We start from the raw sequence: 22,620 nt of genomic DNA, 5'->3' as shown, positions 1-22,620 counted from the left end.
GGTATGAACCTGCTCTTTCTCATGCCTCCGCACGAGCGAAACGAAAAAGCGCCGAGACCATCGGTCCGGCGCTTGCCCACTTCTTCCAGCTTGACTTGTTTCTACTCTGGACCGTTCGCCGAGTCAAGTTCGACGTCTGCCGCGCGAAATGAACACCGCGCGGCAGGTTACTGTTTTTTAACCTTTTCCCTACTGGTTTGCCCGCTGCGCCTCGATCTCTCGCCAGCGCTGAACGTTGCGGTTGTGCTCCGCGAGCGTCTCCGCAAAGGCATGGCCCCCTGTGCCATCGGCAACAAAGAAAAGGTAATCGCTCCCGGCCGGGTTCAGCGCCGCCGCGATCGACTCGCGGCCCGGGTTGGCGATCGGGGTCGGCGGCAGGCCGGTGATCACGTAGGTGTTGTAGGGCGTGGCCCGGCGCAGTTCGCTCTGGCGAAGCCCACGGCCGAGCGGCGCCTTACCCTCGGTCAGCCCGTAGATCACCGTCGGGTCGGTCTGCAGCCGCATCCCTTCCTCTAGGCGATTCACGAAGACGCTGGCGACCAGCGGACGCTCGTCCGCCACGCCGGTCTCCTTCTCGACGATAGACGCCAGCGTCAATGCCTCGAGCGGGGTCTCCAACGGCAGTCCCGGGGCACGCGCGGCCCATAGGTCTGACAAAATCGCCGCCTGGCGCTCGGTCATCTCGGTCAGAAGGGTCGCCCGGTCACTGCCCCGGGACAGCTCGTAACTGTCCGGCGCCAGCGCCCCCTCGGCCGGAACCTCGGCAATCTCGCCGCTCAGGAACGGCGCCTGCTTGAGCTCCTCGACCACCTGCCAGCTCGTCACGCCCTCGGCGAGCGTCACCCGGTAGCGGGTGCTCGGGTTCTCGAGGATCGCGCTCAGCCCTTCCGGCTCCGGATCGACGCCCGGCACAAAGCTCGCCAGCTCGACGTAGGTCTGGCTCGCGGGATCAAGCTCCCGCACCAGCATGTTCGCAGTGGCCACACCAATCCGGTAGTTGATCTCCGTGCCGCAAGTGCTGCGCCCGCTGGACGTGATCGCACCAAGGATCTGGTCCACCGAGGCACCCGGCTCGACAACGAAGCTGCCGGCCTTCAGCTGGCTGGCACGGTTGCTGTATTCGGCACCCAGCCGAAACACCATGGCGTTGTCGATGGCGCCCTGCGCAAGCAGGTCCTCCGACACCCGCGACAGGGACGCGCCCGACGGCACGACCACGCAGATTGCTTCCTCCAGCGGGCCCTCGCCCGCGTATTCGCTGCGGCCCCAGGCGAGGATGCCAGCCACCGCCAGCATCAGCACCACGAAGACCGTCAGCGCGTTCGAGGCGATTGCCCGGGCCATCAGGCGTCGACCTTGCCCATGACGAGGCTGGCGTTGGTGCCGCCAAAGCCGAAGGAGTTCGACATGACATAGTTGATCTCACGCTCACGCTTGGCGTTCGGCGCGAGGTCGATCACCGCACCTTCCGGAGGCGTGTCGAGGTTGATGGTCGGCGGCGCTACCTGGTCGCGGATCGCGAGAATACAGAAAATCGCCTCCACCGCGCCCGCGGCGCCAAGAAGGTGCCCGATCGACGATTTTGTCGAGGACATCGTGACCTTGCCCGCGGCATTGCCGAGCAGTCGCTCGACAGCGCCCAGCTCGATCGTGTCCGCCATGGTCGAAGTTCCGTGCGCGTTGATATAGTCGAGATCCGAAGCCTCAATCCCTGCGCGTTTCAAAGCCGCCTGCATCGCCCGGTATCCGCCATCGCCGTCCTCGGACGGCGCCGTGATGTGGTAGGCATCGCCCGACATGCCGTAGCCCAGCACCTCGGCGTAAATCTTTGCGCCACGTGCCTTGGCGTGCTCGTATTCCTCGAGCACCACGACGCCCGCGCCCTCGCCCATGACGAAGCCGTCCCGCTCGGAATCCCAGGGGCGGCTCGCACTCTTCGGATCGTCTCCGCGCTTCGTGGAGAGCGCCTTGCAGGCGTTGAAACCGGCAATCCCGATCTCGCAGATCGAGCTTTCCGCCCCGCCCGCGACCATCACGTCCGCGTCGTCCAGCGCGATCAGCCGCGCCGCATCGCCGATGGCATGGGCGCCGGTCGCACAGGCGGTGACCACGGAGTGGTTCGGTCCCTTGAAGCCGTGGCGAATGCTCACCTGACCACTTGCTAGGTTGATGAGCGAACCGGGGATGAAGAACGGCGAGACCCGCCGGGGGCCCTTCTCGTTCATCAGGATCGCCGTATCGGCAATGCTGCTCAGCCCGCCGATGCCCGAGCCGATCATGACCCCGGTGCGCAGACGGCCCTCCTCGTCCTCGGGCGTCCAGCCGGCGTCACGCACAGCCTGGTCGGCCGCCGCCATCGCGAACAGGATGAAATCGTCGACCTTCCGGCGTTCCTTCGGCTCCATCCAGTCGTCGGGATTGAATGTTCCGTTGCTACCGTCGCCCTGCGGAACCTCGCAGGCATACTTGGTCGTGACCCTGGCCGGGTCGAACCGCGTGATCGGGCCCGCGCCGGATTCGCCGGCCAGCAGGCGGCTCCAGGTCTCCTCGACGCCGCAAGCCAGGGGGCTGACCATTCCCAGACCGGTGATTACCACTCGCCGCATGTCGTGCACCTTGGTGTATTGTTGTCTTTCGGGGGGTGATACACGCGCCGCTCTGGCGGCGCAACAATCCGAGGCCGCGGCCAAAACCACGCGCCCCGTTCAGCGGCGCACCGCCGATCCCCTAACCGAAGACAGTCAGAAAGAGAAATGGCGCCTCCATCCGGAAGCGCCAAACGGTTCGAACAAATGTCGAGCCGGAGTGCAGTCAGGCGGCTTCGGTGATGAACTTCACCGCGTCGCCGAAGGTCTGGATGGTCTCGGCCGCGTCATCCGGAATCTCGATGCCGAACTCTTCTTCGAAGGCCATCACCAGCTCCACGGTGTCCAGCGAGTCGGCGCCCAGGTCGTCGATGAACGACGCGCTCTCGGTCACCTTGTCCTCGTCGACGCTCAGGTGCTCGACCACAATCTTCTTCACGCGATCCGCGATGTCGCTCATGTCACTTCCTCATGCGTTGGGGCTTGCTGCCCCGTTCTTGTCCGCGCCCGCTCGGGCTTCTTAAGTTGTCGCCCCCTCTGCGGGGGCAGCTCGTCCCCGTCAGGCGCGGGGCATCTTCCCGACCCGTCCCACGGACGGGCCCCGGGCCGAAAACTGTGCCGCCTTTAGCACGTTCCCCTGCAAATGCAAACGCCTTGCCCTTGAGGGGAACTTGCCGTCCGCACAGCCTCCGGACCACTTCCCGGCAACATGGGCAAAGCCGCTGTTCAGCGCAAGTCCGCAGTCCGCAATACCGGTCTGCAGCAGGCTTCAGATCATCGCCATTCCGCCATTCACATGCAGCGTTGCCCCAGTGACATAGCCCGCTTCGGGGCTGGCAAGATACAGCACGGCCGCCGCGATTTCCTCGGGCGTTCCCATGCGCGCGGCCGGGATCTTCGCGTTGATCGCCGACTTCTGGTCGTCCGTCAGCTTGTCGGTCATCGCGGTGGCGATGAAGCCCGGCGCCACCGCGTTTGCGGTGATTCCCCGGCTCGCGACCTCGTAGGCGATCGACTTCGTCATCCCGATCATGCCGGCCTTGGAGGCGGCGTAGTTCACCTGTCCCGGGTTGCCCGTGGCGCCGACGATGGACGAGATGTTGACGATCCGCCCCCACCGCTTCTTCATCATCGGCCGCATCACCGCCCGGCAGAGCCGCATCGTCGAGGTCAGGTTGACCTCGATCACCTGCGCCCATTCCTCGTCCGACATCCGCATGAAAATCTGGTCGCGGGTGATCCCGGCGTTGTTCACCAGGATGTCGAGCCCGCCCATCGCCTCGATCGCCTGCTTCGGCAGTGCCTCGACGGCCTCGGCATCGCCAAGGTTGCAGGGCAGGACATGCGCCCGCTCGCCCAGCTCGGCGGCCAACGCCTCCAGCGGCTCTACCCGGGTGCCCGAAAGCCCCACCGTCGCGCCCGCACCGTGCAGCGCCGCGGCAATCGCTCCGCCGATCCCGCCCGAAGCGCCGGTCACCAACGCCGTCTTCCCTGTCAGATCAAACATCCGCTTCCTCTCTTCCGGCGCCGTCGCACCTTCTTCTGTCAAAAAATACCCTACCGGGGTCCGGGGGTACAAAACCCCCGGGCTCGGGTTCTCAGACGGCGGCTGCCGCCTCGGCAACATCCTTCGGCGCCCCGATCGCCCGAACAGCGACCGACTTCTCGATCCTGCGGACCATCCCGCTCAGCGCCTTACCGGCCCCGATCTCCCAGATCTCGTCGACACCATGACCGGCCATCCACTGAATGGATTCCCGCCAGCGCACCGAATGCGTCACCTGCTCGACCAGCAGCGCCCGGATCTCGGCGGGGTCATGCACCGCCTCGGCGCGCACGTTCGCCACCACCGGAACCTTCGGCGCCTTGATGTCCACCTGCGCCAGCGCCTCCGCCATCACCTCGGCGGCTGGCTGCATCAGGGAGCAATGGAACGGTGCGGAGACCGGCAGCAGCAGCGCCCGCTTGGCGCCCTTGCCCTTGGCGATCTCGACCGCCCGCTCCACCGCGGCCTTGGTGCCGGACACCACGACCTGCGCGGGATCGTTGTCATTTGCCGCCGCACAGACATCTCCCTGCGCAGCCTCCTGCGCCACCGCCTGCACCGCGGCCAGATCCAGCCCGAGCACGGCCGCCATTGCGCCTTCGCCGACCGGGACGGCCTGCTGCATCGCCTTGCCCCGGGTCCGGAGCAGCCGCGCGGTATCGGTCACGCTCAGCGCCTCTGCCGCGGCCAGCGCCGAGTATTCACCCAGCGAATGCCCCGCCACGAAAGCTGCGCTCTCGACTCCAACGCCCTCAGAGGCCAGCGCCCGGATCGCCGCCAGCGACATCGCCATCAGCGCCGGCTGCGCATTCTCGGTCAGCGTCAGCGTCTCGATGTCGCCGTTCCAGATCAGGTCGGACAGCTTTTCGCCGAGCGCCTCGTCCACCTCGTCGAACACGGCCCGCGCCGCCGGATAGGCCTCGGCCAGGTCTTTCCCCATGCCGATCGCCTGGGCACCCTGCCCCGGAAAAACGAATGCCCTGCTCATGAGCGCTCTCCCAAGTCTCTCGTTTACGTTGCGCCCGTTTAGCCTCATGCGCTCCTGCCCACAAGCAAAGCCGGATGGCCAGCAAGTCGCACGAGATCGGACCACCCTTGATCCCGGCGTGGCCAAGCCCCTATCTCGAAAGAAAGATCGCACAATAACGACGTCGTGGACGTCAGGAGACAGACCCTCATGCGCAACGCCGCCCTGACCCTTGGCCTGATCGGCGGATTGATCGCCATGATCATCGGCTTCTTCGGCTTCGGATATACTGAAGTGCTCAGGGCGCATTCCGAAGTGGGCGAGATATTCGGGCCGGTGGACAATCCCCAATTGCTGCGCACCGCAAGCTTCCTCGCGCCGTTGCTGGCGATCGCCGGCGGCGCGATGGCCCGGGCCCGCGCGCTCTGGGGTGGACTGATGATGCTGACAGCCGGCGCCCTTATGTATTTCGCCTTCGGCTTCGGCGTCTTCACCATGTTCCCCATCGGCTTCTGCCTCATCGGCGGACTTCTGGCCGTCGCCGCCGGACAACCCGACGAACCCAAGGTGCATTTCTGATCCCTGGCCCTCCGCGTCGGCGCCTCCCCGCAGAACCTGCGGCAAACGCCTTGCCTTGATACCCGGTTTGGCGTAACAGCGCCCATCTCCGCACCACAATCGTGACCAGCGGCACCTCTCGTGGACGGGCTGCGGAGCCAGACGCCCGACCTATGAAGGCCGCTTTAGAAATGACAGGAGCACGCATGCCGCTTTACGAGCATGTCTTCATTGCGCGCCAGGATCTGTCCAACGCGCAGGCCGAGGGGCTGATCGAGCACTTCGGGACCGTTCTTTCCGACAACGGTGGCAAGGTCGTCGACCAGGAGTACTGGGGCGTCAAGACCATGGCCTACAAGATCAACAAGAACCGCAAGGGCCACTACGCCTTCCTCAAGACCGACGCCCCGGCGCCGGCCGTGCAGGAAATGGAGCGCCTGATGCGGCTGCATGACGACGTGATGCGCGTCCTCACCATCAAGGTGGACGAGCACGGCGAAGGCCCGTCGGTGCAGATGCAGAAACGTGACGAGCGCGAAGAGCGCCGCCGCGAGCGCCGTTGATCTCAGACATCAGGAAAGGATTGTAACCTATGGCCGCAAAACCGTTTTTCCGCCGCCGCAAGGTCTGCCCGTTCTCCGGCGACAATGCGCCCGCGATCGATTACAAGGACACCCGTCTTCTGCAGCGCTACATCTCCGAGCGCGGCAAGATCGTGCCCTCCCGCATCACCGCCGTCTCGGCCAAGAAGCAGCGTGAGCTGGCCCGTGCCATAAAGCGCGCCCGTTTCCTGGCCCTGCTGCCCTACGCCGTAAAGTAAGGAGCAAGACCCATGGACGTTATCCTTCTGGAACGCGTGGCCAAGCTTGGCCAGATGGGCGAAGTCGTCTCCGTAAAGGACGGCTTTGCTCGCAACTTTCTGCTGCCGCAAGGCAAGGCCCTTCGCGCTTCGGAGGCCAACAAGGCCCGTTTCGAAGCCGAGAAAGCCCAGCTCGAAGCCCGCAACCTCGAGACAAAGGCCGAAGCCGAGAAGCTGGCCGCGACCCTCGACGGTCAGCAGTTCATCGTGATTCGCTCGGCCTCCGATTCCGGCGCGCTCTACGGCTCGGTCACCCCGCGTGACGCTGCCGAAGCAGCCACCGCAAACGGCTTTTCGGTCGACAAGAAGCAGGTCGCCCTGTCCCGTCCGATCAAGGAACTCGGCCTGCACGATGTGCATGTGAACCTCCACCCCGAGGTCGACGTGACGATCGTTCTGAACGTCGCCCGGTCCGAGGAAGAGGCCGAGCTTCAGGCTTCCGGCAAGTCCATCCAGGAACTCGCCCAGGAAGAGGAAGAAGCCGCCGAATTCGAGATCGCGGAGCTCTTCGACGACATCGGCTCCGCCGCGTCGGACGACGACGACCTGCGCGGCGCGACCGCCGAAGAAGCGCCCCAGGACCCGATCGAGGACTGATCCTCCGGCCCTGCCGCGAACAGACAAAGGGCCGTCCCTCGGGGCGGCCCTTTTTCGTTGCATATCGTGCCAGCTTAACCGGAAAGCGTGCGCCGCATCCGTTCCTCGATCGGCCGCCGGTGCTCAACCGGCAACGCCTCCAGCGCGTCGACCAGCGCATGCAGCTCGGCCCGCACACCATGAAGCTGGTCGACCAGCCGGAGCAGCAATTCCAGCGCGTCGTCCTCAAGGTCGAAGCTCTCGCAGAGGTCGCAGGCCAGCTGCAGTCGCGCCACGTCGATCTGTCCGAACACCGGCCCCGGCCGCGCCGGCGCCTCGAGTGGCACCACGATCCGCGCTTCCACGAACCGCATCAGCAACGCCCGGTCGAGCCCGGGTACCTCGGCGATGATCTGCTCTTCGGTGTAGATCGTGGTCATGTCTTCATTCCCTTGCGCGGATCGTAGGAATGCTTCTGCTTCCAGCCTTCGAAGAAGCTGGCCAGCTCGTCGTCGACCCTGGGCGGCGAGACGATCTTCAGCTCGACCAGCTGATCGCCCCGCTCCTCGCGCCCGCGCGGCGCAATCCCCCGGCCGCGAAGGCGCAGCACCTGGCCTGAACTCGCGCCCTTCGGGATCGTCAGGTTGACCGGGCCGCTGATCGTCGGCACCTCGACCTTGCCGCCGAGGATCGCCTCGTCGATGGTGATCGGCAGGACGACGCGGATCGTGTCGCCCTCCCGGGTGAAAACCTTGTGCGGCGCCACCGAGACCGTCACCAGCGCATCCCCTTGCCGTCCCTTGCCGACCGGCGCGCCGCCCTTGCCCTTCAGGCGGATCGTCTGGCCGTCGGCGATGCCGCGCGGGATCTGGACCTGCAGCGCACTGCCGTCTGGCAGCGTGATCCGGGTGGTCCCGCCAAGCGCGGCGTCCATGAAGGGCACCTCCAGCCGATACCGCAGATCTTCTCCGTCAGAATGGAATCCGTGCATGTGGTCGTGCCCTGCCCCGCCCCGTGCGCCCCGCTGGCTGCGCATGAAATCCGAGAAGAAGTCCGAGAGGTCCTCGTAATCGTCGAACCGCTGGCCGCCCCGATAGGGATTGTCCCGCGCACCGGCATAGTTGCGGTAGTAATTAGCCTCGGGGCGTTCCTGCCCGGATGCGTCGATCTCGCCGCGGTCGAACCGCGCCCTCTTCTCCGGGTCCTTCAGCAGATCATAGGCCGCGGCCGCCGCCTTGAACCGCGCTTCCCCGGCCTTGTCGCCCGGGTTGATGTCGGGATGGCTTTCCTTGACGATCTTGCGGTAGGCCTTCTTGATCTCGGCCGCGCTCGCCGTCTTGCTCACCCCAAGGGCTTCATAGGGATCCATCTTTCGTCCCGCTCCGTTGGTCGTGACCGCCGGCCCATGGCCGACCAACTCCAAATATCGGGATTGTCTCGGCATTTTGCCAGTGCCGCGAGCGTCCCGCGACAACGAGGCCCTATTGCGCCGCTGGCACCGCGTTCGGATTGACCTCCTGCTGCCATTGCTCGATTGCCTCGACCGGATAGACGAGCATCAGGGTCGTCAGCGCGAGGCTGTCCCGCCCGATCGCCGCGGAAAGGATCTCGAGGCCTGCGATCAGCACCAGCGTCCGCCGCTGGCCAACCGCCCAGGCGAGTGCGAAACCGCCCATCATCCAGAGATAGTCGCAGACCGCGTTGAGCACGGTATCGCCGAGATAGTCCCGATACAGCGTGGTGTCCCTGAACTTGTTGAGGACGAAATCGGTATGCTCGACCAGTTCCCAGGCGACACCGGTCACCACCGCGACAGCCATAATCGGAACGATCCCCGCGCGGGGGAACAGCCACCGCCCGAGCAGCACCACCAGCATCCCGTGCACGATATGGGACAGCGTGTACCAGTCGGCGATATGCTGTGAGTTCTCCGGCGAGAACACCGAACCGACCCAGAGCTTGACCTCTCCGCAGTTGCAGATCGGTGGCTGGCCCCATTGGTAGAGCGTCACGCCGACGATCCCCGCGCCAAGCGCCGCTGCCGCGAACAGGTTGGAAGGTCGCATCCGGACCCTTTCTCGTTACCTCGCGCCATCCAGTCTGCGTCCTGGCGGCCACGCGTGGCAAGTCGGCCAGGCGTGCCGCCGACAAGGTGCGGCTTGCCGGCATCAATCACTGGATTGGCAACGAAAAAGGCCGCCCCGACGGGCGGCCCTGTCCTCTGTCCGGTTCGAGCCGGCAATCACTCCTCGTCGAGCTTCTCGACGGCGGCCTTCAGCGCGTCCTTGTCGGCCTCGACATCCTCGACCGTGGCCAGTTCGAAGATGTAGTCGACGACCTTGTCCTCGAACAGGGGCGCGCGGATCTGCTGCTGAACCTGCTGGTTCTTCTGAACGAACTCGAAGAACTCGCGCTCCTTGCCCGGGTACTGGCGCGCCTGGTTGAGGATCGCCTGAGTCATCTCGGCGTCGGAGACCTGGATCTCGTTTTTGGTACCCAGCTCGGCGAGCAGCAGGCCAAGGCGCACGCGGCGCTCGGCGAGCTTGGTGTGCTCGTCGGTGGTTTCGATCTCCGGGTGGTCGTGGCCGTGCACGTCCGGGTTTTCCTCGTGCCAGAGCTGGTGGGCGATCTGCTTGGCCTCGGCGTCCACCAGGGTCGGCGGCAGCTCGAAGGAAACCAGATCGTCCAGCTTGTCCAGCAGGCTGCGTTTCATCACGGCGCGGGCCGCGCCGGCGTATTCGGCTTCGAGCCGCTCGCGGATCTGGTCCTTCAGCGCGTCCAGGCTCTCGGAGCCGAACTGCTTGGCGAAGTCATCGTCCAGCACGGGCGCGGCGGGTGCCTTGATCGCCTTGATGGTGCAGGTGAACTCGGCGGCCTTGCCGGCCAGGTGCGACGCACCGTATTCCTCCGGGAAGGACACCTCGACGACCTTCTCGTCACCGACCTTCACGCCAACCAGCTGCTCTTCGAAGCCGGGGATGAACTGGCCGGAGCCGAGCTCCAGCGGGAAGTCCTCGGCGGAGCCGCCTTCGAACGCCTCGCCATCGACGCGGCCAACGAAATCCATCGTTACCTGGTCGCCGGACTCCGCGGTCTCGCCCTCGGCGCGATCCTCGAAGTTCTTCGCCTGCTCGGCCAGGCCGGACAGAGCCTCCTCGACGGCCTCGTCGTCAGCCTTCACCACCATCTTCTCGAGGGTCAGGGTCGACAGGTCGGGCTGCTCGATCTCGGGCAGCTTCTCGTAGGCCATGGAGACGACGACGTCGTCGCCCTCTTTCCAGTTCTCGCCTTCCATCTTGATCTCGGGCTGCATGGCCGGACGGTCGCCGCTCTGCTCGAGCTGCTCGCTCACCGCGCCGTCGACGGCCTCCTGCATGGCCTCGCCCAGCAGCTGGGTGCCGAACTTCTTCTTGAGCAGCGCCATCGGCACCTTGCCCTTCCGAAAACCTTTCATTTCGATCTCGGGCTGGGCCTCGGTCAGCTTCTCGTTGACCTTGGATTCCAGTTCGTCGGCGGTGATCGTGATCTGATACCCGCGCTTGAGGCCTTCGTTCAGGGTCTCGGTGACCTGCATGGCTCTTCTCTTTCCTTCTCACATTGGTGTCACCCGCAGCGCCACCGGGACCTCCGTTCGGCGGGGGCGATCTCTGCGATCCCCTGCCGTCCGGTCTCGCGACCCCAGCGATACGGGCGTTTCGTCCAGAACGCCTTTGGTGCGGATGAAGGGACTCGAACCCCCACGCCTTGCGGCGCCAGAACCTAAATCTGGTGCGTCTACCAGTTCCGCCACATCCGCCTTGAAACCGGAACGACTGCGGGCCCTTGTCAGCGCCGCAGCCGCCCGTTCCAAATTCGCGCCCTTCTAGCAAGGGTGTCGGCCAGATGCGAGGATAAAAAACATCCTTGCAACGGTTGCGCGAAATCCTTCGCCTGACCTAGCGGCAAAGCCTCCACGGCACTAGAATCGCACGAAAAACACGTGTCAGGCAAAGACAGATCGGGCGGAAACATGAATTTCTCATTCCTTGGCGGGTCGGCCGCGCGCAACTTGCCGCCCCCGCCGCATGCGGCTGCGGGACTCGAAACCGGCATTACCGGATCGATCCCGCTCTACACGTTCGACGGCGCGGTGCTGGCCGAGTACCTTGAGCCGGGCGACCGCATCATCGCCCGTGGACGCGGCTCGGCGCTGCTTCGCGCCCTGCACGTGGTCGAGCACCACGGCCCCATGGTCCGGATCGCCCCCACGACGCTCGGCCGCGCCCGCCCGGAAAACTTCGTGCTCCTGCCACCCGACCAGCGGGTTGTGCTCCGCCGGGCCGTCGGCGCGCCCTGCGACGGGATCTTCGCGGCCCGCGCCCTGGTCGACGGCGATAACGTCAAGTGGCACGAGCCCAAGGGGCAGGTTCGGCTGGTCCATCTGGTTTTCGACATGCCCCAGATCGTCCATGCAGGCGGGCTCGAACTCGAGGTCGGCGTCTAAGCCGCAGCGCCATCCCTTGCGACCAGTAGCCGATACGCTCATATGATGGCGCTGCCCCCCTCCTGAGAGTTACAGATGGATACCGCCACCACACTCGACGCCACCTTCTGGATCACCGCAGGTGCGATCTTCGTCCTGCTGATCCTGTCCGGATTCTTCTCCGGCTCCGAGACCGCGCTCACCGCTGCCTCCCGCGGCCGGCTGCATTCCATGGCCGACAAGGGAAGCAAGGGCGCCAAGGCGGCGCTGACCCTGAAAGAAGACAGCGAGCGGCTGATCGGCGGCATCCTGCTGGGCAATAACCTCGTCAACATCCTGGCGACGTCGCTGGCCACGGCCACCTTTACACGAGCTTTCGGCGACGGCGGCATCGCGCTCGCGACGCTGGTCATGACCCTCCTCGTTCTGATCTTCTCCGAGGTGCTGCCAAAGACCTACTCGATCAACGACCCGGAACGCGCGGCCGAACGCAGCGCGCCGCTTATCGCGCCCATCATCACGCTGCTTTCGCCCGCCGTCAGCGCGGTACGCGTCATCGTACGCGGCGTATTGCGGGTGTTCGGCATGCGCGTCGATCCGGATTCGATGCTGAGCGTCCGCGAGGAGATCGTGGGCGCGCTGGCGATTGGCCACTCCGAAGGCGTCGTCCACAAGGAAGATCGCGATCGCCTGCTTGGCGCACTCGATCTCGGCGACCGTATGGTCGAGGAGATCATGCTGCACCGCTCCCAGATCGAGATGATCGATGCCGAAGCCGAGCCCGAGACAATCGTAAGCCAGGTGCTGGCTTCCGCCTACACCCGCCTGCCCGTCTACCGCGGCGAGCAGGAAAACATCGTCGGCGTGATCCACGCCAAGGACCTGCTCCGGGCGCTGGAGAAGCTGATCCGCGACTCCGGCTCCTTCGACAACGCGCTGGCCAAGTTCGACGTGATGACCATCGCCAAGGCGCCCTACTTCGTGCCCGAGACGACCACGCTCGACGACCAGATGCGCCAGTTCCTGCGCCGTCACACCCACTTCGCGCTCGTCGTCGACGAATACGGCGCGCTGGAGGGGCTGATCACGCTCGAGGACATTCTCGAGGAGATCGTGGGCGAGATCACCGACGAGTTCGACGTCGATGCCGAACACCCGATCCGCCGCACGGAAAGCGGCGACTTCCTTGTCGACGGCGCCATGACGATCCGCGACCTCAACCGCGCCAAAGACTGGAACCTGCCCGACGAGGAAGCCAACACCGTGGCCGGCCTCGTAATCCACGAGGCCCAGACGATCCCGACCCAGGGACAGGTGTTCTCCTTCCACGGCTTCCGCTTCGAAGTGGTGGCGCGGGAGCAGAACCGGCTCACCCGGCTCAGGATTCGCAAGCTTTGAAACCAGCCGAGCGCATGGGGCGTGGCACCGCCCTGCCCCATGTTTCGCGTCGATGATCGTGGGGGCGAACCCGACAATCCGGCTCCGGAACACCGTGCCGCCACCCCGCGATCTGCGCCTTCTCCAACATCGCGAACCCCTCGTTGTTCCGGTCGGCGGCGGCGATTCCTTTCCGGCGCGGCCAACGGCGTGCAATGCGATCTCGCGGGAGCGCTGAGCGACACAGGCCCACCGACATCCCACCGCTCCGACCTCATCAGTGGTTAGGCCAATGCCGAGCTGCTGCACAGAGCCTGCAGGTTCGCCCTCGACACTTGCCTGATTGAAGTGATCTGGTAGCCTTTCCTCGGAGTTTCCGCGGGAGTTCAGCGTATTCCGGCCAGACTGGCGACCCGGTGCCATGTCGATATCCGCGTCCGGGTTTCAGAAGGAGTGCCGGGAGATGACCGAGAGAGCCCCGCCCCCGCTCCCCGTCGCCGCGGAACGGGCCCAGCCATGACAAGACGCCCGATGACGAAGCGGCTCATCGGTTACGGCGCCGCGCGAGGGGCCGTCGATGCACTGACATCCGTCCGCGGCATCGCACTGGCGTCGATCCTCGGCGCCGAGGCCTTTGGCGTCTGGCTCCTCTTCCGGATCATCCTGCGCTACCTGTCGTTTGCCGGCCTCGGCATGCAGCGGGGTCTCGAGTTCAGCGTCGCCAGCGACAAGGATCCGGAAGGTTGGGGCAAGGCGGGTGTGGCGCTGGTGCTGGCGATCTTCGTGCCCCTTGGACTCCTTGCCGTCGGAGCCGGGTTGCTCTGGACCGACGGTCCGGCAGCCACGGCCTTGCTCGCCGTGGGCGCGATCATCCTGGTCAACCGGCTGTGGATCCTCGGCAGCACATATCTCCGGGGCGCGGGTGCATTGCGAGACCTTGCGCGGCTGGAGATCATCGTCGGACTTCTGCAGGCGGTGCTGGTCGTTCTTCTGGCCTACTGGTTCGGCCTGACCGGCGCCTTCGCCGGCATGTTTGTCGGCTTTCTTGCAGGCGCGCTCCTCTTCTTCCGGGGACGGCCCCTGCCGCCGGTCTGGGACGGGCAACGTTCAGCCGCGATGATCCGGGTCGGCTTTCCGGTGACCCTCTCGGGACTGCTTCTGGCGAGCTTCAGCTTCTCGGACCGGATGGTCGTCGGAGCTTTTCTCGGGGTCGAGGCGCTCGGCCTCTACGGGTTCGCCATTGCCGCGGCCGAGATCGGCCAGAACCTCGCCAACGTCACGCGGACGGTCATCCTGCCCGACATCTATCGACGCACGGACACGGCGGAGGGCGGTGCTCCCGATGCCGGACAGATGCACCGCGTCCTGACCGGATTCTCGTTCTACATCCCCATCATCTGCGGGTATTTCGCTCTGGTCATCGGCCCGGCCGTCGTAGCCTTTGCACCCGAGTTCACCGGCGCGATCCCGGTCACCCGCATGTATCTCTTCGTTGCCGCCCTGCACGGACTGTCGATCCTCGCGACCCTTGGGGTGGTCGCCCGGGGACAGCAGGCGGTGCTGCCGTTTCTGAGCCTCGCCGGGATCGCTCTGAACGTCGCACTGTCCTACGCGCTCCTGCTCCGGGGCGGTGACCTCTCACAGGTCGCGCTCGCAGCGCTGATCACGCACAGCCTGCATGCCTGCGCGGTCATGGTGCTTGTCTCGGAAGACGATCGGCGCGCGCGCGCGGCACTTCGGGCGGCAAGGACCATGCTTCCGGTGTTCTGGTGTTTGGCTGCCGTCCACCTTGTTCTTTGGCTTGTGCCCACGACATCGCCTGCCGCATTCGCCGGCGCGCTGGCCCTCTTTACCCTGGCCATCGCGCCGGTAGCCGGTGCGCTGTGGAAGGGTGCCCCCGCGCTGCGTGGGGGCTAGAACAGGGGCGGATGCGCAAGCCCGCTCGGAAAGGAAATCCGCAGGAGGACAAAGACGCCAACGGCAGCGCCGAGGCTCACCGTCCAGTTCGCCCGGGCCCAGTATCGAAACGCCAGCAGCAGGAAGACAGGGATCGCCACCACGCCGTCGATGGCCTGGCAGACCGCGACAAACCCGAGAAGCCACGCAAGAGCGCCAGGGTTGCTCAGCCTTATCCGAATGGACTCTTCGGCCCGTAACTCGCGCAGCAGTTCCCAGGCGAGCAATACGAAGGTAGGAATAACCACGATCATTGGCGCCCGCCGGGTTTCGACCGGCAGACTGGTCGACAGGACGAAGAACCCAAAGGTTGCGGCCATCATCAGCAGGATGAAGGCCAGGTGACCGCTCAACCTCATTTTAGCCTCGCAATGGAGAGCAGGCGCCGCCTCCCGACGAGCGGCGCCGCGAACGTCGCCACCAGCAGGAGCAGCAGCAAGATCGCGACCGGACGATCGAACAGATCGATGCGCCCGAGCGAATAGAGCCGCAGGGTCAGGTGGAGGTTGGTCTCGAACATGCCTCCCAGCACAAGCGCAATTACCAGCGGCACGCGGGGCCATCGGTAGATCTTGAGCGCATAGCCGAACAGCCCGAAGACGGCGGCAAGGATCAGGTCCTCGGCGCGCGCCCGGTTGACCATCGCCGCCACCGCGACAAGCGCGAGGATCAGCGGCACGAGAAACCGGGTCTGGATGAGGGTGATCCGCGCCAGTTGACCGGAGATCGCCACGCCGAGGATCGACGTCAGCCAGTTCGAGAAGAACAGCGACCAGACCAGCGCAAAGACCAGCGGAAGCTGGTCGTCGAGCAGCGCCCGGCCCGGGACGATGCCGTGGACCATGAGGGCCGTGAGCAGGAGCACGGTCCCTTCGCTGCCCGGTATCCCGAAGGCCAGCACGGGGAAGAGCGAGCCGCCATCCTTGGCGTCGCTGGCAGCTTCGGGAGCGATGACGCCGCGGATATCCCCCTTGCCGAACCTCTCCTTGTCCTGCGCGCTCTGGACCGCGTGCCCGTAGGCCACGTAGCTCGCGACGGTTCCACCGATCCCAGGCACGATCCCGACGATCGTCCCGATCGCGGAGCAGCGCAGGGTGAGCCAGCCATGCCGGAGCGGCGCCAGGCATCCTTCCAACACACTGCCCGAGAGGTCTTCGGCCTTCAGCCGACCGGAAATCGTGCTGCGATCGGATTGCGACAGGTGGATCGCCTCCGAGATCGCAAAGAGGCCCAGCAGCACCGGGATGATCGGCAGCCCGTCCACCAGGTAATCCGTCCCCAGCGTAAACCGGTCGGACGCTGACAATGGGCTCGCGCCGATGAATGCAAGCAGAAGCCCGAGCCCCGTCATGGCGATGCCCTTGGCCGACAATCCCCCGCTCAGCATGGAGACCATCGACAGCCCCCAGATCGCCAGCAACAGGAACTCCGGCGGGCCGAAGGAAAGGATCAGCGGTCGCATGAAGGGCAGCAACGCCAGAAGCACCAGAACCCCGAAGGTCGAGCCGAGCGCCGAGGACGAGGCAGCGCAGGCGATGGCGGTCCGAGCCTTGCCGGCTTCGGCCATCGGATGACCGTCGATCAGGGTTGCAGCATTCGGCGCAGATCCCGGCACGTTGAAAAGGATCGATGTGATCGACCCCATGAATGTCGCCCCTCCCACGAAGGCGCCGAAAATCAGAACGATCTGCACCGGATCCCAGGACAGGGTCATGGTGATGGCGATGGCCATCAAGGTGACGCCGTTCAGTCCCGGCAGGAAGGCAAAGACCATCGACAGAAGGGTGCCCGCGATCGGATAGATCGGGTTCGGCCACGCGAAGACGAGCCGCAATCCCTCCAGCGCGGAATCGAGGATGCCGTTCAAAGGATCACTCGGACCCTTCAATCAGGGCGCGCAGATCGGGCAGGAGCGCTTCGGCGGCGGACAGCCGCTGGGCGGCGTCCTGTCCGCGGCCGGTATCGAGCGGTCGCCGCGCTTTCTCGGCCGCGGCAATGAACTCGGGATCGTTCAGAGCCAGGTGCACGCGGTCTTCAAGGCAGGCCCGAAACTGCTCCGGAAGTCCGGCAGGCGCCACGACGATGCGCCCGGCCTGAAGGATCTCCACCAGTGCATCCATCAGTCCGACGGTCACCTCCGGATCCTCGCCCATCGCCACGGCGCGGCGCCTCGCCGCCCCGTCGGGCCCGCCGACGACCGGCACGCCCTCGAGCGAAGGGTGATCGGAGATCGGCGCGCCGGTGACCTGAAGCACGGGCTTCAACTCGCCATTCTCGATTGGCGCGATCGCCGATCCCCAGGAGACGTCCATGATGTCGAACTCGCCCCGCACGAGCCCCAGGACGGCTTCCTTGCTGCCGTCGTAACCGGCCAGAAAATCCGCGTTCAGCTTGAGCAGCGCCTTGGCGATCGTGATCGTGAACCAGTCGCCAGAGCCGACGCCTGTCACCCCGAACAGCAGCGGTTCGCTGCCGCCGACGAAAGCCCCGGCCTCGTTAACCCGAATGTCGCTCTCGGCGTTGACCAGCCAGACGTTCTGGTCTCGCGTTACCCGCGCCAGCACGGAAAAATCCTCGGTGACGCTCGGCACGCCGTCCTGATCGCTCAGTTGCGCCACCAGCAACCCGCTTGCGTTGATAAACCCGAGCGTCTTGCCGTCCGGCTTCTGGGCCCGGATCGACTTGACCCCGACCATGCCACCAGCGCCGGGCATGTTCACGACCGCGATCTCCGCGCCGAGGTGCCGCTCCAGAACCGGTTCGATCAGCCGCGAATAGGTGTCGTAACCGCCGCCCGCGGAATAGGGAACGATCCAGCGGATCGTCTCTCCCTCCAGCGCGCTGCAATCTTCCGCTGCAGAGACTGCGGTCGGGAACAGCGTGGACACCGCGAAGATGAGACACGCGGCAGACGCATTGATGGCCCGAAAAACTACGGGCGGCACCGCGAGGCCGGATTGATCGGCGGTGCCTTCGACGGGAGCCCTCCTGCGTGCCGCTGCCGAGCATCCGACGGTGAATTCCTGCCAACTCATCATGTCACTCTTCTCCTCGCGCCCTGCACCACGTCTACACAAAATGCTGCCACCTGTCTTGCCTGGCGGCCTTTCGGTCTGGCACGCTGGCAAAGGACCGGTGCAGAGTAGCGGGCAAGGGCCCAAAAGGGATTGCAATGCGTTTGATGGTAACGAATTGCCGGGTTGCTCAGGCCTACGCGACATTGCGGGCGCTCAGGCCTCATGCAGAACATGTCGTTGCAACCACCTCCGGGAAGCGTCCGCTCGGGGTCTGGCCGACCTGTCACGCCGCCTATTCCCGTCTCGTCGACCGCCGTTACGAGGTGCCTGACCCGGAGGACGACTGGTTCCATGGCCGGATCGGACCGGAGAACACGGATCGGGAAGAAGCCTTCATCCAGAGGATCGAGGAGATCTGCCAGACCGAGCGGATCGACACGGTTTTTCCCACAAACGACGCTTGGGTCTACGTTTTTTCCAAGAATCGGGACCGGCTCGCCAGGATCGGCGTCACCGTTCCGGTCCCCGATTACGAGGTCGTCAGACGCCCGCTCGACAAGTACGACACGGTGCAGGCCGCGGCGGAGAGCGGCTTTCCCCACCCGCGGACCTACCTCGCCACCGACGATGCGGCAGTGCGTGAGGCCGTCGCAGAGCTTCCACCGCCCTGGGTCGTGAAACTGCGCTTCACCAATGGTGGTCGCGGCATGTCCTTCCACTGGGACGCCGATGAACTCCTGAAACGGGTGCAGGAGCTCCGGGAGGTCCATGGCGCGCCGATCGTCCAGGAGTTCATCCCTGGCTCGGAAACACTGAGTTTCTACACCGTTGTCGACAAGGCGGGACGCGTGCTGTCCTGCCTGACGCCGGTGAATGCGCGGGAACGCCTCAGCCGGCCGTCCCATGCCGGACGCAGCGCCTTCCGGACCGCCCACCGCCATGCCTATGCCGACCAGGCAGCCGCTCTTGCCAAACACATCGGCTGGTGGGGAAGCCTCACCATTCAGGCCAAGGTCGACGAACGCGACGGGGTGCCCAAGATCCTCGAGATCAACCCGCGGCTCGGCGTCCATCTGTGGTTGCGCACCGAAATCGGCATCAACGAACCGCTGATCGCGCTGCGGATTGCCCGTGGCGAGCCGGTCGAGTCGGTGCCACAGGTGCCGGCCGGAATCCGGCTGCTGAAACCGATCGAGGACACCATCGCCTTCGGCTGCGACAGTTTTGATTACGGCGTCTACAAGATCCGCCGTCTCGGCCGGAGCACGGCCGAAAACCCGCTTCCGCAAGACTCCTTCCGTCAGATTTGGGATGACTACAGGGGCCCTTACCGCGAGACGGGAGAACGCCGCTACAGCCCATACTACCAGTACTTCCGAAAGGACCCGCTTCCCTCGCTCATCTGGACCTCGAAGATCCTGTCCGCCCACGGATCGCTGTCATTCAAGCGGCTTGTTCGGCCCGGCAGCGTCAAACGGCCCGTATAGGGGAGGCACGGATGCACCTCTCTCCTTATCCCCGCTCCAGAACCTACGGCGCACCGGCGATCTACGGACGCATCGTCGCCGACGCGCTGAGCCTTGGCGCGCATCGGGGCGAGGAGGATCTGCAGCGACTGGAAGCCGCCTTCGCCCGGATGCAGGGCACCCGGCACGCGCTGTGCCTGCCGCAAGGACGCGTCGGCATCTATCTCGCGCTGTCGGAAATGATCGCCCCCGGTCAGGAAGTCGTGCTGTCGCCCTACACGATCTACGACGTGGTCAACATGGTGCTGGCGGCCGGTGGCGTGCCGGTGTTCGCCGATGTCGATCCGAGTACAGGCAACCTGAGCCCGGAGGCCGTGCGCGCGGCCCTGAGCCCAAGGACAGGGGCAGTTCTGGCCACCCATATCCACGGTCTCTCCTGTGACATCGAAGCGATCCTCGATATCTGTACGGAACGCGGGGTCCCGGTTGTCGAGGATTGCGCGCAATCGCTGGGCGCGCGGATCGGCGGTCGCGCCGTGGGAAGCTTCGGTGCGGCGGCGATCTTCAGCTTCAGCCGGGCAAAGAACGTCAACACCATCTTCGGCGGCATGCTGGTCACGTCGAACGACGCGTTGTTCGAACAGGCGCGCGACCGCCTGAGCGTCTTCGACTTCGAACCGCTCGGCCGGCTTGTCAGACGCGCCGCGACCACCGTGCTGCTCGACATCATGACCGCCCCGCTGATCTTTCAGGGCGTGACTTTCCCCCTCGTCCGGCTGGATGCGCGAAAGGAAACCGGGATGGTCGACCGCGCGATTGCCGCGGAATCCTACATCGAGCGGCGCGACGAAATTCCGGAGCACTACCAGCGCCGGATGTCGCCAATGCAGGCGCGTCTTGCCCTGATGCAACTCCCCTCGATCGAGCCCGACCGTCAGCGCCGGGTGGAGCACGCGAAACTCTACCATGACGGGCTGTCCGACCTCGAATGGCTGCGGCTTCCGCCGATGAACGACGACGGGCGCAACACCTATCTCAGCTACCCTGTCCAGCTCGACGGACGCGACGCCTTCATGCGCCACATGCTGGCGAGCGGCCGTGACGTGCGAGCGCAATACTACCACAACCTCGCGGCGACGCAGGCCTTCGCCGAGTTCCACGGGGACTGCCCGAACACCCAGAAGATTGCCGCGCGTACCGTGCTGCTTCCGATCTACCCCGGCTATCCGAAGAGCGAGATCGAGAGAACGATCGACGCGATCCGCGCCTTTGCAACGGCGCACCGGCACACCGAAATCGCCGCGCCGGCCTAGCTTCCCTTGCCCCCCGGATCGGGCCAGGCGCATCCCGAGCCTCGCCCTCTGCAGGTGCGCGCCCCGCGCGGCAGCCGCCGGACACTGACGAAAACAGCCCGATGTGATACCCTGCCCTGGTAAATTTGTTTCCTTCACCACTGGTCGCGGTGTCCGCATTTCAACTCCCCACCCCGAGGAGAGGCCATGACGCATTTCGATCTGGGCACCTATGCCCGCCCGGTTACCACCACGTCCCCCGAGGCACAGGACGCTTTCAACCAGGGGATTGTCTGGCTCTATGGCTACAACCACGAGGAAGCCGCCGCCTGTTTCGAGCGGGCCATCGCGGCAGATCCGGACTGTGGCATGGCGCATTGGGGCGTCGCCTATGCAATCGGCCCCAATTACAACAAGCCTTGGGAATTCTTCGACGCGGAAGAACGCGTGGCCACCTTGGACCGGGCCCACAAGGCGCTCTCTGAGGCCACGGCGCTGCGCGAAAGTCTCTCGGCGGTGGAGAATGATCTGATCGCCGCTCTGGCGGAACGCTTCCCCACCGACCCCGCAATCGAGGATTACGATCCGTGGAACGACGACTTCTCCGAAGCGATGGAGAAGGTCTATGCCGCCCACCCCGACGATCGTGATGTCGTTTCGATCTATGCGGAAGCCCACATGAACCGGACGCCCTGGCTGCTATGGAGTCTCAAGACGGGCAAACCTGCTGAGGGCGCGACGACCGAACGTGCCAAAGACGCGCTGGAACGCGCCTTCGGCGAACATCCCGACGCCTGGAACCACCCCGGCCTGCTGCACATGTACATTCACCTGATGGAAATGTCGCCGACCCCGGAAGTCGCGCTGCGACACGGCGACCGTCTGGTCGACCTTGTGCCCGCCAGCGGCCACCTCGTCCACATGGCGACCCATATCGACCTGCTCTGCGGCGACTACCAGAACGTGATCTCCCGGAACCGCCGCGCAGCTGCCGTCGACCGCGCCTACGAAGCTTATGCCGGCGCACAGAATTTCTACACCGTCTACCGCATTCACAACGTCCATTTCGAAGCCTATGGGGCGATGTTTCTCGGCCAGCCCGAGGTGGCGCTCGCAGCCTCAGAGGAATTGATGCGGATGCTGCCGGACGAGGTCGTGCGCTTCATGCCGGAGCTCTTCGAGAGCTTCTACGGCAAGAAAATCCACGTCATGATCCGCTTCGGCCAGTGGCAGGCCGTGCTCGACGAGCCGTTCCCCGAGGATCGGGAGCTCTATTGCTACACGACCGCCGCCATGCACCAGGCCCGGACCATCGCGCTCGCCAATCTCGGGCGGCACGAGGAGGCGGCAGCCGAACGCGAGCTTGCAGTGGCGGCCCGGAAAGCGGTTCCCGAGGATTGGTTGGTCTTCAACAACACCTGCGAGGACGTTCTGCTGATCGGCGAGGCGATGATGGATGGCGAGGTCGCCTATAAGGCCGGACGGGTGGAAGAAGGTCTCGCCCACTTGCGGCGCTCGGTGGACCTCGACGACTCGCTCATCTACGACGAGCCGTGGGGCTGGATGCAGCCAACCCGCCACGCCCTCGGGGCCCTGCTGATAGACGCCGGGCAATACGCGGAAGCGGAAGCCGTTTACCGGGCCGATCTCGGTCTCGACCAGACGCTGCCGCGCGCCTGCCAGCACCCGAGGAATGTCTGGAGCCTGCACGGCCTCCATGAATGCCTCGTGCGACGTGGCGAGCGGGTCGAAGCCGCCCATATCCGGCAGCAACTGGACCAGGCCGCCGCGCGGGCCACAGTCCCGATCCGTGCGTCCTGCTATTGCCGAAAGGCCGCGGCGGCCTGACCGCCAAAGGGGTGGCAAGCACCCGCGACGGAGAAGCCCGCTGGGCGTACCGGCGGAAATCCGGTTCGAAAGCGCGTGTTCGGGCCCATTGCACGCCCCGGGAGTATCACC

Annotated in this window: 22 protein-coding genes and 1 tRNA gene; 10 read left to right on the top strand and 13 right to left on the bottom strand. The window is 65.3% G+C overall.

Annotated elements, in window-relative coordinates; all coding sequences use genetic code 11:
- Positions 1–189: 189 nt before the first annotated feature.
- The 5 genes from mltG to fabD form a co-directional block, all read right to left on the bottom strand.
- Positions 190–1,344, bottom strand: coding sequence for an endolytic transglycosylase MltG (mltG, locus tag ACFQ2S_RS09180; RefSeq protein ID WP_386074136.1), 1,155 nt, complete (start codon positions 1,342–1,344; stop codon positions 190–192).
- The gene (fabF, locus tag ACFQ2S_RS09175) at positions 1,344–2,606 is read right to left on the bottom strand and encodes a beta-ketoacyl-ACP synthase II (protein WP_386074135.1); all 1,263 of its coding nucleotides are present in this window, start codon (positions 2,604–2,606) and stop codon (positions 1,344–1,346) included. Before fabF ends, mltG begins: the two co-directional genes overlap by 1 nt.
- A gap of 205 nt (positions 2,607–2,811) precedes the next feature.
- Positions 2,812–3,045 (bottom strand): acyl carrier protein, encoded by a 234-nt coding sequence (locus tag ACFQ2S_RS09170; protein ID WP_089231820.1) that lies wholly within the window; start codon positions 3,043–3,045, stop codon positions 2,812–2,814.
- Between the two features lie 309 nt (positions 3,046–3,354).
- On the bottom strand, positions 3,355–4,092 hold the full coding sequence (fabG, locus tag ACFQ2S_RS09165; protein ID WP_386074134.1) for a 3-oxoacyl-[acyl-carrier-protein] reductase: 738 nt from the start codon (positions 4,090–4,092) through the stop codon (positions 3,355–3,357).
- Between the two features lie 91 nt (positions 4,093–4,183).
- The gene (gene fabD, locus ACFQ2S_RS09160) at positions 4,184–5,119 is read right to left on the bottom strand and encodes an ACP S-malonyltransferase (RefSeq protein WP_386074133.1); all 936 of its coding nucleotides are present in this window, start codon (positions 5,117–5,119) and stop codon (positions 4,184–4,186) included.
- A gap of 189 nt (positions 5,120–5,308) precedes the next feature.
- Between fabD and ACFQ2S_RS09155 the strand changes: the two genes are divergently transcribed.
- From ACFQ2S_RS09155 to rplI, 4 genes are all read left to right on the top strand, one after another.
- The gene (locus tag ACFQ2S_RS09155; RefSeq protein ID WP_386074132.1) at positions 5,309–5,677 is read left to right on the top strand and encodes a hypothetical protein; all 369 of its coding nucleotides are present in this window, start codon (positions 5,309–5,311) and stop codon (positions 5,675–5,677) included.
- Between the two features lie 185 nt (positions 5,678–5,862).
- Positions 5,863–6,219, top strand: a complete 357-nt coding sequence (rpsF, locus tag ACFQ2S_RS09150; RefSeq protein WP_089231826.1) for a 30S ribosomal protein S6 — start codon at positions 5,863–5,865, stop codon at positions 6,217–6,219.
- A 29-nt stretch (positions 6,220–6,248) separates the two neighbouring features.
- Positions 6,249–6,476, top strand: coding sequence for a 30S ribosomal protein S18 (gene rpsR, locus ACFQ2S_RS09145; RefSeq protein ID WP_005852865.1), 228 nt, complete (start codon positions 6,249–6,251; stop codon positions 6,474–6,476).
- A gap of 12 nt (positions 6,477–6,488) precedes the next feature.
- On the top strand, positions 6,489–7,112 hold the full coding sequence (gene rplI / locus ACFQ2S_RS09140; protein ID WP_386074131.1) for a 50S ribosomal protein L9: 624 nt from the start codon (positions 6,489–6,491) through the stop codon (positions 7,110–7,112).
- A gap of 74 nt (positions 7,113–7,186) precedes the next feature.
- Here rplI and ACFQ2S_RS09135 read toward each other — a convergent pair whose 3' ends face one another.
- The 5 genes from ACFQ2S_RS09135 to ACFQ2S_RS09115 form a co-directional block, all read right to left on the bottom strand.
- A complete protein-coding gene (locus tag ACFQ2S_RS09135; protein WP_386074130.1) occupies positions 7,187–7,531 on the bottom strand; it encodes a hypothetical protein in 345 nt (114 codons plus the stop codon).
- On the bottom strand, positions 7,528–8,460 hold the full coding sequence (locus ACFQ2S_RS09130; protein WP_386074129.1) for a DnaJ C-terminal domain-containing protein: 933 nt from the start codon (positions 8,458–8,460) through the stop codon (positions 7,528–7,530). Before ACFQ2S_RS09130 ends, ACFQ2S_RS09135 begins: the two co-directional genes overlap by 4 nt.
- Before the next feature lie 112 nt (positions 8,461–8,572).
- Positions 8,573–9,157, bottom strand: a complete 585-nt coding sequence (locus tag ACFQ2S_RS09125) for a DUF2585 family protein (RefSeq protein ID WP_386074128.1) — start codon at positions 9,155–9,157, stop codon at positions 8,573–8,575.
- Positions 9,158–9,333: 176 nt separating this feature from the next.
- Positions 9,334–10,665: a trigger factor gene (gene tig, locus ACFQ2S_RS09120; protein WP_386074127.1), complete on the bottom strand. Its 1,332-nt coding sequence runs from the start codon at positions 10,663–10,665 to the stop codon at positions 9,334–9,336.
- A 137-nt stretch (positions 10,666–10,802) separates the two neighbouring features.
- Positions 10,803–10,887, bottom strand: a tRNA-Leu gene (locus ACFQ2S_RS09115).
- Between the two features lie 213 nt (positions 10,888–11,100).
- Between ACFQ2S_RS09115 and ACFQ2S_RS09110 the strand changes: the two genes are divergently transcribed.
- The 3 genes from ACFQ2S_RS09110 to ACFQ2S_RS09100 all read left to right on the top strand — a co-directional run bounded on the left by ACFQ2S_RS09110 (position 11,101) and on the right by ACFQ2S_RS09100 (position 14,847).
- Positions 11,101–11,574, top strand: coding sequence for a Hint domain-containing protein (locus tag ACFQ2S_RS09110; RefSeq protein ID WP_386074126.1), 474 nt, complete (start codon positions 11,101–11,103; stop codon positions 11,572–11,574).
- 75 nt (positions 11,575–11,649) lie between these two features.
- A complete protein-coding gene (locus tag ACFQ2S_RS09105) occupies positions 11,650–12,951 on the top strand; it encodes an HlyC/CorC family transporter (RefSeq protein ID WP_386074125.1) in 1,302 nt (433 codons plus the stop codon).
- 510 nt (positions 12,952–13,461) lie between these two features.
- Positions 13,462–14,847, top strand: coding sequence for a lipopolysaccharide biosynthesis protein (locus ACFQ2S_RS09100; RefSeq protein ID WP_386074124.1), 1,386 nt, complete (start codon positions 13,462–13,464; stop codon positions 14,845–14,847).
- Here the strand turns inward: ACFQ2S_RS09100 and ACFQ2S_RS09095 are convergent.
- Genes ACFQ2S_RS09095 through ACFQ2S_RS09085 form a run of 3 tightly spaced genes read right to left on the bottom strand, consistent with a single transcriptional unit; the run spans position 14,844 to position 17,924 of the window.
- Positions 14,844–15,245, bottom strand: coding sequence for a hypothetical protein (locus ACFQ2S_RS09095; protein ID WP_386074123.1), 402 nt, complete (start codon positions 15,243–15,245; stop codon positions 14,844–14,846). The two genes, ACFQ2S_RS09100 and ACFQ2S_RS09095, sit on opposite strands and share 4 nt — an antisense overlap.
- On the bottom strand, positions 15,242–16,753 hold the full coding sequence (locus ACFQ2S_RS09090) for a tripartite tricarboxylate transporter permease (protein WP_386074122.1): 1,512 nt from the start codon (positions 16,751–16,753) through the stop codon (positions 15,242–15,244). Before ACFQ2S_RS09090 ends, ACFQ2S_RS09095 begins: the two co-directional genes overlap by 4 nt.
- A 4-nt stretch (positions 16,754–16,757) precedes the next feature.
- Entirely contained in the window at positions 16,758–17,924 is a 1,167-nt protein-coding gene (locus ACFQ2S_RS09085; RefSeq protein WP_386074121.1) for a tripartite tricarboxylate transporter substrate-binding protein, read from the bottom strand.
- Positions 17,925–18,058: 134 nt separating this feature from the next.
- On the opposite strand from ACFQ2S_RS09085, the gene ACFQ2S_RS09080 reads away from it, so the two are divergent.
- From ACFQ2S_RS09080 to ACFQ2S_RS09070, 3 genes are all read left to right on the top strand, one after another.
- Positions 18,059–19,390: an ATP-grasp domain-containing protein gene (locus ACFQ2S_RS09080; protein ID WP_386074120.1), complete on the top strand. Its 1,332-nt coding sequence runs from the start codon at positions 18,059–18,061 to the stop codon at positions 19,388–19,390.
- A gap of 11 nt (positions 19,391–19,401) precedes the next feature.
- Positions 19,402–20,682 (top strand): DegT/DnrJ/EryC1/StrS family aminotransferase, encoded by a 1,281-nt coding sequence (locus tag ACFQ2S_RS09075; RefSeq protein ID WP_386074119.1) that lies wholly within the window; start codon positions 19,402–19,404, stop codon positions 20,680–20,682.
- A 186-nt stretch (positions 20,683–20,868) separates the two neighbouring features.
- On the top strand, positions 20,869–22,509 hold the full coding sequence (locus tag ACFQ2S_RS09070; RefSeq protein ID WP_386074118.1) for a hypothetical protein: 1,641 nt from the start codon (positions 20,869–20,871) through the stop codon (positions 22,507–22,509).
- Positions 22,510–22,620 lie beyond the last annotated feature (111 nt).

It is taken from the genome of Tropicimonas aquimaris (assembly GCF_042676185.1).
GTDB classification, from domain to species: domain Bacteria; phylum Pseudomonadota; class Alphaproteobacteria; order Rhodobacterales; family Rhodobacteraceae; genus Tropicimonas; species Tropicimonas aquimaris.
The sequence above is the reverse complement of the archived record's forward strand: the minus strand, read 5'-3'. Positions and strand labels throughout refer to the sequence as shown.

Excerpts from the sequence above, each read along its gene's own strand:
- ACFQ2S_RS09075 (WP_386074119.1), top strand. The coding sequence starts at position 19,402 with ATGCACCTCTCTCCTTATCCCCGCTCCAGAACCTACGGCGCACCGGCG.
- fabD (WP_386074133.1), bottom strand. The coding sequence starts at position 5,119 with ATGAGCAGGGCATTCGTTTTTCCGGGGCAGGGTGCCCAGGCGATCGGC.
- ACFQ2S_RS09095 (WP_386074123.1), bottom strand. The coding sequence starts at position 15,245 with ATGAGGTTGAGCGGTCACCTGGCCTTCATCCTGCTGATGATGGCCGCA.
- mltG (WP_386074136.1), bottom strand. The coding sequence starts at position 1,344 with ATGGCCCGGGCAATCGCCTCGAACGCGCTGACGGTCTTCGTGGTGCTG.
- ACFQ2S_RS09130 (WP_386074129.1), bottom strand. The coding sequence starts at position 8,460 with ATGGATCCCTATGAAGCCCTTGGGGTGAGCAAGACGGCGAGCGCGGCC.
- ACFQ2S_RS09170 (WP_089231820.1), bottom strand. The coding sequence starts at position 3,045 with ATGAGCGACATCGCGGATCGCGTGAAGAAGATTGTGGTCGAGCACCTG.
- tig (WP_386074127.1), bottom strand. The coding sequence starts at position 10,665 with ATGCAGGTCACCGAGACCCTGAACGAAGGCCTCAAGCGCGGGTATCAG.
- ACFQ2S_RS09085 (WP_386074121.1), bottom strand. The coding sequence starts at position 17,924 with ATGATGAGTTGGCAGGAATTCACCGTCGGATGCTCGGCAGCGGCACGC.
- ACFQ2S_RS09080 (WP_386074120.1), top strand. The coding sequence starts at position 18,059 with ATGCGTTTGATGGTAACGAATTGCCGGGTTGCTCAGGCCTACGCGACA.
- rpsR (WP_005852865.1), top strand. The coding sequence starts at position 6,249 with ATGGCCGCAAAACCGTTTTTCCGCCGCCGCAAGGTCTGCCCGTTCTCC.
- ACFQ2S_RS09125 (WP_386074128.1), bottom strand. The coding sequence starts at position 9,157 with ATGCGACCTTCCAACCTGTTCGCGGCAGCGGCGCTTGGCGCGGGGATC.
- ACFQ2S_RS09155 (WP_386074132.1), top strand. The coding sequence starts at position 5,309 with ATGCGCAACGCCGCCCTGACCCTTGGCCTGATCGGCGGATTGATCGCC.
- rplI (WP_386074131.1), top strand. The coding sequence starts at position 6,489 with ATGGACGTTATCCTTCTGGAACGCGTGGCCAAGCTTGGCCAGATGGGC.
- ACFQ2S_RS09070 (WP_386074118.1), top strand. The coding sequence starts at position 20,869 with ATGACGCATTTCGATCTGGGCACCTATGCCCGCCCGGTTACCACCACG.
- ACFQ2S_RS09110 (WP_386074126.1), top strand. The coding sequence starts at position 11,101 with ATGAATTTCTCATTCCTTGGCGGGTCGGCCGCGCGCAACTTGCCGCCC.
- fabF (WP_386074135.1), bottom strand. The coding sequence starts at position 2,606 with ATGCGGCGAGTGGTAATCACCGGTCTGGGAATGGTCAGCCCCCTGGCT.
- ACFQ2S_RS09105 (WP_386074125.1), top strand. The coding sequence starts at position 11,650 with ATGGATACCGCCACCACACTCGACGCCACCTTCTGGATCACCGCAGGT.
- ACFQ2S_RS09135 (WP_386074130.1), bottom strand. The coding sequence starts at position 7,531 with ATGACCACGATCTACACCGAAGAGCAGATCATCGCCGAGGTACCCGGG.
- rpsF (WP_089231826.1), top strand. The coding sequence starts at position 5,863 with ATGCCGCTTTACGAGCATGTCTTCATTGCGCGCCAGGATCTGTCCAAC.
- fabG (WP_386074134.1), bottom strand. The coding sequence starts at position 4,092 with ATGTTTGATCTGACAGGGAAGACGGCGTTGGTGACCGGCGCTTCGGGC.
- ACFQ2S_RS09100 (WP_386074124.1), top strand. The coding sequence starts at position 13,462 with ATGACGAAGCGGCTCATCGGTTACGGCGCCGCGCGAGGGGCCGTCGAT.